11 protein-coding genes and 1 pseudogene are annotated in these 9,090 nt (G+C 60.3%); 7 read left to right on the plus strand and 5 right to left on the minus strand.

Going from position 1 to position 9,090, the window contains the following annotated elements:
• Positions 1 to 297 precede the first annotated feature (297 nt).
• Positions 298 to 1,230 (plus strand): PEPxxWA-CTERM sorting domain-containing protein, encoded by a 933-nt coding sequence (locus IEW98_RS16630; protein WP_188764441.1) that lies wholly within the window; start codon positions 298 to 300, stop codon positions 1,228 to 1,230.
• A 118-nt stretch (positions 1,231 to 1,348) separates the two neighbouring features.
• Positions 1,349 to 1,582, plus strand: a complete 234-nt coding sequence (locus IEW98_RS15765; protein ID WP_188764443.1) for a hypothetical protein — start codon at positions 1,349 to 1,351, stop codon at positions 1,580 to 1,582.
• A 500-nt stretch (positions 1,583 to 2,082) separates the two neighbouring features.
• On the opposite strand, the gene IEW98_RS15770 is transcribed toward IEW98_RS15765, so the two are convergent.
• The 3 genes from IEW98_RS15770 to IEW98_RS15780 form a co-directional block, all read right to left on the minus strand.
• Positions 2,083 to 2,394 (minus strand): type II toxin-antitoxin system RelE/ParE family toxin, encoded by a 312-nt coding sequence (locus IEW98_RS15770; protein ID WP_188764445.1) that lies wholly within the window; start codon positions 2,392 to 2,394, stop codon positions 2,083 to 2,085.
• Complete coding sequence (locus tag IEW98_RS15775; RefSeq protein WP_188764447.1) at positions 2,391 to 2,654, minus strand: CopG family ribbon-helix-helix protein; 264 nt, start codon at positions 2,652 to 2,654, stop codon at positions 2,391 to 2,393. The genes IEW98_RS15770 and IEW98_RS15775 overlap by 4 nt, the downstream gene beginning before the upstream one ends.
• 153 nt (positions 2,655 to 2,807) lie before the next feature.
• A complete protein-coding gene (locus IEW98_RS15780) occupies positions 2,808 to 3,101 on the minus strand; it encodes a hypothetical protein (protein WP_188764449.1) in 294 nt (97 codons plus the stop codon).
• Positions 3,102 to 3,264: 163 nt separating this feature from the next.
• On the opposite strand from IEW98_RS15780, the pseudogene IEW98_RS15785 reads away from it, so the two are divergent.
• The 4 genes and pseudogenes from IEW98_RS15785 to IEW98_RS15800 form a co-directional block, all read left to right on the plus strand.
• Positions 3,265 to 3,510, plus strand: a pseudogene (locus IEW98_RS15785) (transposase); the annotation flags it as partial.
• 130 nt (positions 3,511 to 3,640) lie between these two features.
• Positions 3,641 to 4,264 carry a LuxR C-terminal-related transcriptional regulator gene (locus IEW98_RS15790; RefSeq protein ID WP_188764451.1) on the plus strand — a complete coding sequence of 208 codons (624 nt, stop codon included), beginning with the start codon at positions 3,641 to 3,643 and terminating at the stop codon, positions 4,262 to 4,264.
• Positions 4,265 to 4,372: 108 nt separating this feature from the next.
• Entirely contained in the window at positions 4,373 to 5,266 is an 894-nt protein-coding gene (locus IEW98_RS15795; RefSeq protein ID WP_243450822.1) for a bacteriorhodopsin-like, read from the plus strand.
• Positions 5,267 to 5,336: 70 nt separating this feature from the next.
• Positions 5,337 to 6,182, plus strand: a complete 846-nt coding sequence (locus IEW98_RS15800; protein WP_243450824.1) for a Brp/Blh family beta-carotene 15,15'-dioxygenase — start codon at positions 5,337 to 5,339, stop codon at positions 6,180 to 6,182.
• A 125-nt stretch (positions 6,183 to 6,307) separates the two neighbouring features.
• On the opposite strand, the gene IEW98_RS15805 is transcribed toward IEW98_RS15800, so the two are convergent.
• Together IEW98_RS15805 and IEW98_RS15810 are read right to left on the minus strand one after the other, a co-directional pair.
• Positions 6,308 to 7,237: an NAD(P)/FAD-dependent oxidoreductase gene (locus tag IEW98_RS15805; RefSeq protein WP_188764454.1), complete on the minus strand. Its 930-nt coding sequence runs from the start codon at positions 7,235 to 7,237 to the stop codon at positions 6,308 to 6,310.
• A gap of 75 nt (positions 7,238 to 7,312) precedes the next feature.
• Positions 7,313 to 7,738, minus strand: a complete 426-nt coding sequence (locus IEW98_RS15810) for a fasciclin domain-containing protein (protein ID WP_188764456.1) — start codon at positions 7,736 to 7,738, stop codon at positions 7,313 to 7,315.
• A 266-nt stretch (positions 7,739 to 8,004) separates the two neighbouring features.
• Between IEW98_RS15810 and IEW98_RS15815 the strand changes: the two genes are divergently transcribed.
• Positions 8,005 to 8,391, plus strand: a complete 387-nt coding sequence (locus tag IEW98_RS15815) for a CBS domain-containing protein (RefSeq protein WP_279380389.1) — start codon at positions 8,005 to 8,007, stop codon at positions 8,389 to 8,391.
• Positions 8,392 to 9,090: the final 699 nt, after the last annotated feature.

Below are 9,090 nucleotides of genomic sequence, written 5' to 3' on the forward strand. Positions count from 1 at the left end.
CTTGCGCACCACCGTTGACACTGCGCGTCTCGCGGGACGCACTCCATTCCACACCATCCTGGGTGCCGTCACCGCCTGATAGCTGGTACGGGTGAGTAATTACCCCCAGACTTCGCTGGTGGTAAACCCGGAGAGTATAACGAATTTGGTTGGGGAGGCTTTGGCGGCGGCGGCGGGGCCGGCCGAACGGGCGGCGGCGGCGGCGGGGGGCTCTCAGGCGGCGGCGGCGGCCCTGGCGAGTACACTGGCGGCACTTCAGCCCCTTCCCCAGGTGGCGGCGGCGGCGGCTCGTTCACGATGGTGGGGGCGGCCAACATCACGAGCAGCGCCTCGACCGTTGCCGATCGCAATGGTGAGGTCACCATTGAGGCGCTACGCTATTTCGCGGATGCATCGGTCCCGGACACGCTCGATTTCGGGGCGGTGCGCGCCTATACGACAGGGACGAAATCTCTGGCGGTCAGCAACGGCGTCGTTGTCAGCGCGATCAGCGACAAGCTTGTGACGACACTCGGGACGTCTTCGTCGGCCCTGATTTCCGGCACCGCACCAGGCCAGTTGGCGGCCGGGCAGACTGGCGCGATCATCTACACGCTCAATGCGCAGTCCGGACCCGGTATTGTGTCCGAAAGCGTCACCCTCGGCTTTAGCAGCCATGCGGCAGGCGGCGACGATTTTGCGCTTGGTAGCAAGACGGTCGCCGTGACCGGTACGGTAACTGATTATGCTATCGGGTTCCTGCTCAGCAGTGGTGCGGGTCAGATGACCCAGGACGAAGTGACGGGCTACTACGTTCTCTACCTCGGCGACGTCGCGGCAGGCTCCAAGGCGCTGGCGCAGCTCATCGCGTACAACGGCGTCACGGCATCGGCGTATTCGGAATCCCTGGGGGGCATCTTTGGCGCGCTGGATGGCGACGGCTTCAGCTTTACCAACGCCGGCTTCGACAATCTGGGCGGCGGCGCGCAGGTCGGTATCGGCCCCGTCAAGTTCGACTCGGCGGGGCTATCGCTCGGGCTGCATTCGCAGACGCTTCAATATGTGATGGTCTCTCGCTTCGCAGGATTGGACGATTATGACTTCGGCTTGCTCGACTTGACCGTGGTGGCCAACATCATCGGAGCCCCGCCTATCGCGGGTGTCCCCGAACCCGCAACCTGGGGCCTGATGCTCGGCGGGTTCGGCATGATCGGCGCGGCGATGCGGCGGCGGAAGCGCCAGGTTGCCTGAGCCCGAACCTTCGATCCTCGCGTCATGCTCGCATCGGCGGGAATGACGCCTGCCGTAAGTATGATCGAAGAACCACGGCCTGCGCTTCATCTCCGGCCTGCCGCGCTCGGGATCGACTTTGCTGTCGGCGCTGCGGCAGAACCCGCACATCCATGCCGCGATGACCTCGCTGGTCGCTAACCTGGTGACGACGCTGCTGCGCGGCATGAGCCAGGAGAACGAGGGCGCGGTGTTCATCGACAACGACCAGCGCGAGCGCGTGCTGAAGGCAGCGGGCGAGGCTTTCTACGCCGACTTCACCCGCACAAGCTGGAACGCCGCGCGAAGCCAGCAGAACGAGTCGAACTACTGAACCAGGCTAGCAAGGCCGGCGTGTGGAAACACGCCGGCCTTTTTTTGCTCACATCGACGGGGCGCTGGCACGGAGACGACTAGATCTACCTGCTCACCCGGCAGCCGAGATTCTCGGTGAAGGAACCATGATGAGCGACAAAGTGCCTACCACTGCGAGCGCAGACGGCACGTTCCGGACAATAGCGCGATCCGGCTTGGCCACTCACCACCTGCTGCCCTTCAAGCCTGTGCAGGCCGTCAGTGTGGCACGCTTGAATGTCGGAGCCTGTCTTTACCCGCAGGGGGCTCAAAGTATGCGATAGCTTAGCACATTGACCATGATCGCAAACGCCGGCGAATGGCGATCTGGCGGGACATATTTGAGCCGGGCGCTGATTTCGCAGTCGATCTTATTCAAGGACTCGGGATCTTTGCCGTCGACTGCAAGGGGTCGGAGGTAGGCTGCAACAGCCGGGTCTGAGTCAAAATGGCTGCGCCTAGTTGTCCGCCAGGGGACCATCAATCAGACGGCCATGTTTCCTCTGGCCAGTCTCGCGCTGTATGGATCACGCGAAGAATAGCGACGACTTCACCCGTGTCGCGCGGAACGATTTCGTAGGCGATGACGTAAGGCAGTCCCGTCACAGACTTCTCGTAGGTGCCGGCCACCCTTCCCGGACGCCCGGTGGCAAAGTCTTCAAGCTGGGCAGCCGCCTTACGCAGGCGATCGACGACCCGACTGGCGGCGACGGGATTGGTGCCCGCAATATACACCAACTGCTTCTTGAGATCGTCGAGGGCGTCACGCGACCAGAGTACAGGTCGTGTCACGAGTTCCGCGCACTCCGGCCAGTTTCGACGGCGGCGGTCAGCTCAACGAAGGCAACATCGTTCGAGACGAGATGACCTGCTACAACGTCGGCTCGTCCGCGCTTGATTCCTTCGATGATCGCCTGCTCTCGATCGAGGTAGCGATCTACCGCTTCAGCGGCCAGGAATGAGCTGCTGCGGCGCGTTTCACGCGCCAACTGACCGAGGCGCTCCTTGGCCTCCGCGGTTACCCTGATGGTCATGGTTGTCGACGCCGTCATTGCCGCGCTCCTGTGCCGATTTGTACACAATGTAGCACATTCTATTTGTGGCTCCAATCATCGCCTCGCAGCGATATTGACATTTACCATCGTGGCATCGCCAAGCTCGGAGACAGCCGCTATGGGTGGGAAGCGGACCAAGCGGTGCTTTGGTCACTTCTTGCCGCGTCTCGCTGTGCGGGTGACTTTGTGGAGCGAAAATATCTGCAGGAGCGAGACAGACGCAGACAAGACGAAGCAGATCGCTCGTGTTCGACCATCGATCGCATTCTGGTCGAACACGCTCCAGACCAACACCGCAAATGCGGGACCTCCAATAATAATGCAAGTTGCCTTGACCCAGCGTGGGAGCGCGTTCCACTCCCATTCGTAGCCCTCCTTCGGTGACATTCCCGAGCGCGGGTCGTCAATGTACTTGTCGAGGGGGTGATCTTTCCGCAATGTCATGCGCACGAGATAGCACCGCTTCAGATCAAGAGCGAACGTCCGTAACTGGGGCCGAAGCGGCCCATCGCGACGAAGGCAACTTGAGCGAAGACCGTCGTCTCGTGATTGTCCGCAAGGGGACCCGCCGCGACAGTGTTACTGGTGTGGAAAGTTGGCCCTCGGTTATGACCGCTCGCGACTGGTGGATGCCGCAGCCTACCGGGACTTCGTCCTCGAAATCGTCAGCCGGACTGACAAGGAGGCCGGTTTGAAGGTGCTGCCAAAACGCTGGGTCGTCGAGCGCACCTTCGGTTGGATGACCCGCTGGCGCCGCCTTGTCCGCGACTATGAACAACGCCTCGACGACTCGGAGGCCATGATCCATGTCGCCCTCGGAAGTCTCATGCCGCGCAGGATCGCTCATCCATAGGCATTCTCAAACGGACTCTGAAGGCGACCAAGCCCCATGCCGACGTCATACGGTGCGTCATTAATTATTTAGGTGGCTTTGTACAGGATCAAGCGTAGGAGAAGGCACACGGATAAGGCAAATAGCTGACATGCCACAAGCCATCGGCGTCCGTCTTCTCCAAGATCGACATCTCCGTCTGGTTATCGACAGCCCAATCCCGTCGGTGATCAGCGATCCGCGGCTGCCGGACAATCCGATCGTCGCCTGCAACGCCGGGTTCTGCGACTTGACCGGCTACGCCCCTGAAGACGTCGTGGGGCGCAATTGCCGGTTCCTGTCGGGTCCGGCAACCGAGCCATGGCTGACCGAGGAGATCCGACGCGGGGTTCGGGAACATCGGCCGGTGCTGGTCGAAATACTGAACTACAAACGCAACGGCCAACCGTTTCGCAATGCCGTCATGGTTGCACCGATCTACGATGAGCAGGACGCACTCCTCTATTTCCTGGGATCGCAGGTCGAAATTGATGCCGATGCTACAGAGCCATCGAGCATGCGTCGGATTCGTGCAGCGATATCGGTAAAGGCGCTGTCGCCCAGGCAGGGGCAGGTTCTCAAGCTCGTCGCCAACGGACTTCTCAACAAGCAGATCGCAGCGCACCTCAACCTGGCTGAAAAGACCGTCAAGATGCATCGTGCAATCCTGATGACACGCCTTGGGCTGCACACGACCGCCGATCTTATCCGCGTGGCCGTCGAGGCCGGCTTTTAGGGCTTTGCGTCCCCTACGGTACAAGGTCCGTATCGTAGATGGCCTGATCGGGGCCTATCCCACATCCATCGCCACGGCGTGGCGAGATCAGGCGCAAACCTTGGCACGGTGAATAATTTCGCCTGCTGTGGCTGTGTTTCGGAGGCCGGAAGCGCGTCCCGCCAAAGGTGGGCGACTTCCCGCATAAACCCTACCCGGCGCACTCGCGCTGCGGATCACGCGGCGGAGATTTTGATGGATATTGTTACCCCTTTCCAGTTCGCACTGGTGTATAATGCTTTTTCCTTCACTTTCGCAGCGATGGGCGCCGCCACGCTATTTTTCTGGCTCAGCCGGTCACAGGTGGCACCCGCCTACCGGACAGCGGTCGTGATCTCGGGACTCGTTACCGGAATAGCAACGTATCACTATTTCCGGATCTTCGAGAGCTGGGGTGCCGCCTTCACGCTGAAGGACGGTATCGTGACGGCGACCGGTTTCGCCTTTAATGATGCCTATCGTTATGTCGACTGGCTGCTGACCGTCCCATTGCTGCTGGTCGAACTGGTGCTCGTCATGCGGCTGTCGCGCGCGGAAACAACCACCAAGACGCTTCGCCTGGGGTCCGCCGCGGCACTCATGATCATCCTTGGCTATCCAGGTGAAATCGCCGGCGACATCCCAACGCGCGTCCTGTGGGGTACGCTGTCGGCGATCCCGTTCCTCTATATCGTATGGGAATTGTTCAGCGGGCTTGGCAAGTCGATCGAGGCGCAACCGGCGACCACCCAGAACCTTGTCCGCAAGGCGCGCCTGCTGACCTTTGCTTCGTGGGGCTTTTATCCGATCGTCTACATGGTGCCTTACACCGAATTGAGCGGCGGGACGGTCACCACGGCGATCCAGATCGGTTACACGATCGCCGATATTGTTTCGAAGGTCGGCCTCGGTATCCTGGTCTTCCTGATCTCGGTACGAAAGTCTGAGGCTGAAGCAGTCGGACCGGAGGCCCGTGCCGCCTGATCCTATGCAAAGGCCGGCTCGCCCAATGGTTGGACCAGGTCATCGTGTTCCACAGGAACGCGGTGACTTGGTGTATCCGGCATACTGGGTAGCGGCCGTGACCGTTGTGGCGGCGACCTTGCGTGGTTCACCGATGGGGCAGCCAGCCGCGATCACCGCGGCGACGGTGCTGTTCGTTGCCGGCGGACTGCCTCATGGGGCCTATGACCTGGCATTGTTCCGGCGGGCCATCGCACTCGATCGATATGGTATCACTCTCGCGGCGAGCTGTTATGTGGCAGTCGCCGCGCTAATGGCGATAATGTGGATGATCATGCCGCTCGCGGCACTCATCCTGTTTCTGGCGGTTGCAGCCGTGCATTTCGGCGAAGACTGGGACATGCTCGACGAACCGTTGCTGCGTCTTGCGGCGGGTCTGGCGGTAATTGCGGCGCCCGCGATCGGGCATCGAGCCGACGTGTCGCGGTTGTTCGTCGCGATGAGCGATGGGCGTGCGACGTTCGTAGCTCAGATTATTGTCGCTGCCGCGCCTGTGACCCTGATGGTCACAGCCGTCAGCATCGGCATCGCCTGGCGATCGGGCAACCGGCAATGGGCATCAGCAATGGCCCTATGCCTGGCGTTGTTGCTGATACTGCCGCCGGTGGTCGGCTTCGCGCTGTTCTTCGTTTTCTTGCATTCGCCGCGGCACCTTTCACAGGCGCGCGCCACGCTTGGCGACATGACGCCTGCGCAATGGCTGTCGACCGGCGTGCTGCTCTCCGGGGCTGCGATCATCGGGTGGTGGGCGCTACAGGGGCTGTCCCCTGCGCCCATGGCCTGGAACATGACGGCCCAGGCCTTTCAGCTGCTGGCGTCCGTGGCCATGCCGCACTTTTTGCTGTCACACTGGCTGGCAAAACGGCTCCACCAATAAGACCTTCTCATCGCCTCGACGCCGGCTGGAGTGGTCATGTGTCCGGTTCTTGCACTGCAATTGCAACGATTTCAGCCTGAGTTCCGAGCCGGATTGCAGCGCCTTGTCGACGGTGTCCGCCAAGGCTATCCGGCGAGTATGACCTTGGCCAGCATCCGTCCAGACAGCCAGGCGCTTTCGACCCTGGGTGCGATGAGCCAGTCACCGACGGCACCAATCTTCGTTGTTGCATTCCAAAGGCAGCCCTGGTGCGTGGCCGTAACGCGCGCGTAGCGCCAACGATGCCCGATGCGGATGATCGGGCTGGGCAATGGCGTCGCTGTCTCCAGCGCCAGCGCAGCAAGCAAGGCATCGACAATGGTGGCTTCTGTGTCTTCCAGATGGTCGCGAGACCATTTTGCAGTGGCCTGGATAACCCATGATTCGATGCCGGGCCGACCCGGTTTCGCGCTGTTGCGAGCAGCCCAACCGATGATGCCGGTGTTTCTGATGATGTCGTCGACCACAGCCAGCCGGACGGCAAACGCAACCATTGCTGTCCAGCACGGCGCTGACGGGCACGCTTGCGCCATGGCGGCCATCGCCGGATCATGCGTCACCAGCAATGGCGCCGCCTGATCTGCAGGTGTTGCTACGATTACTGCGTCAAACGGGATTTCGGCGACAGCATCGAGAAACCATGAACCGTCCATGTGCCGGATCTTTACGACCAGACAGTTCCAGTGAATGGTCATCGGCCGGGCGATCACTTTGGCAACCGCACTCATGCCCGGTGTTCCCACCCAGGCGTCGCTGCCCGCGCCGGGCCATGGCGCGGCAATGCCCGCCGATCCCCAGCCTTGTACGACCGATGCGAATTCGGGATCGCGCGCGGTAAAATATTGTGCGCCATGATCGAATGCGACGTACCCGGCGACAGTGACTACGCGGCGGGTAGCCATTCGGCCACCGGCGCCGCGAGCCTTGTCGAAAAGGACAACATGATGGCCGCCGGCCTGCAGCATCTCCGCACAGGACAAGCCGGCGATACCGGCGCCGACAATGGCGATCTTCATCGGCGCTTCAGTGCCCCTTACCCGTCGGGAGCACGGCGGCCAAAAGCATCGCTGCCTTCGGCCGCCGTTTCCAGGTCAGGCCTTTGGCAGCAAGACGGCATCGATGACGTGGATGACACCGTTCGAGCAGCCAATATCGGCGGTCACGACCTTGGCGCCATTGACGGAGACGCCGTCGGTACCATCGACATGGACGGTGGCGCCGCCTGCGGTTGCCGGATCGAGGACCTTCCCCGCGACGTCCGCTGCCATGACCTTGCCCGGGATAACGTGAAGCAGCAGGATCGCGGTCAGCTTGTCCTTGTTCTCCGGCTTGACCAAGTCTTCGACGGTCCCCTTTGGCAAACGTGCGAAGGCTTCGTCGGAGGGCGCAAAGACGGTGAACGGGCCGGCGCCCTTTAGGGTATCGACAAGGCCGGCGGCGCTTACGGCAGCGACGAGCGTGGTGAAAGTGCCTGCGGCGACGGCTGTATCGACGATGTCGTGTACGGTATCGGTCATTTGAGTTCCTTGTATGGCAAAATGCGATTGGAGCACGCCGGGACGCGCCTTGATGCGCGACACGTTGGCGGGTGTTGCAAAATCCCGCAAAATCACTCTCGCATCGCCGCCGCTGGAACCCAATACGGGCTTTAGGCCATCTTGTTGGTGCTGACTAAATCGGTGTTAAATTACGGTCAGCATATGGTTAGGCAAGCATTTTGGCAGACAGATCAGCATTAAACAAGCGCGATATTAGTAATCACGAATAACAGGATGGAAAACATGTGCAAAGTATAATTGATAGGCCAGAATACCGGACCAAATCGCCCGTCTTAGCGTTCCAGCCGGATACCATGACTTCAACAGCTATCATGGCAATGTCCGAAAAAAACGACGGCGCCATCGTGGTCGTCGATGCGGCAGATTGTCCGATCGGTATCGTGACGGAGCGCGACCTTTTGCGGCGACTGCTCGCAAAAAGTCTTGATCCCAAAACAACGCCACTAGCCGATATCATGACGCGCGACCTGAAAGTTGCCCATGGAAGCGATGAGGTGCCCGTCTGGGTCCGGCAGATGTCCAATGAACGTTTCCGCCACGTTCCTGTAGTGAATGCCGAAGGCCGGCTGCTCAACATCATGTCGCAGGGCGATTTTGTTTCTTACAAATAGCCAGATTTACTTAACAGGGTAAAGGACTAGGCCGGGCGTGCTCTCATTTTCCAGTACCAGTTGCCAATACTTGCCGCTGCGATTGCTGCTTATACGTTGATTGTGCTGGTAGCCGCCAAGATGTCATGACGTGAACTGCAAATAGACCCGCCCGTGAAGCGTTAGCCGGATGCCCAGCAAGATATTTCCGCTCAACGGCTCAGTGCGATGAAACATTGTCATGGGTCGGTACGGCAATCTTTAAAGTTCCGGGAGGTAACACAACGTTATCTTCCACGCTGTCTTCGGCCGGGTTCGTATACTGGAGCTTACATTTTTTGGAGGAGGCGAGACGTGACAGAACCAGTCGGAGGCGGTGATAGGGACAATGTGATGGGGGTCTGGTCGGGAAACGGTCCAGACCAATATGGCGGCAGCTATGGCGGTGGACAGTCATGTGGTGGGGCATACGCGGTTGCTGTTCCGCAGATTGTCGGAAAACGGCGGATAAGAGCGGTCAGTATGCCTTACAGACTCTGGCGGCGACCAGCCTGAGGCTTGGTCGCCGGATTTCTCAATGATACCCTGTCGAGATAGCTTGGCTGGTCAACTAGAGCTGGGACCCATAAACAGGATTCACATCTGGTCTGAGGTGTGATTCAAGCTTCCGAGGCATCGGGAGCGCGGCATGGCAGGCGAGTTTTGGTTGGACGACAGGCA

Source organism: Sandarakinorhabdus glacialis (assembly GCF_014643455.1).
GTDB classification, from domain to species: Bacteria; Pseudomonadota; Alphaproteobacteria; order Sphingomonadales; family Sphingomonadaceae; genus Sandarakinorhabdus; species Sandarakinorhabdus glacialis.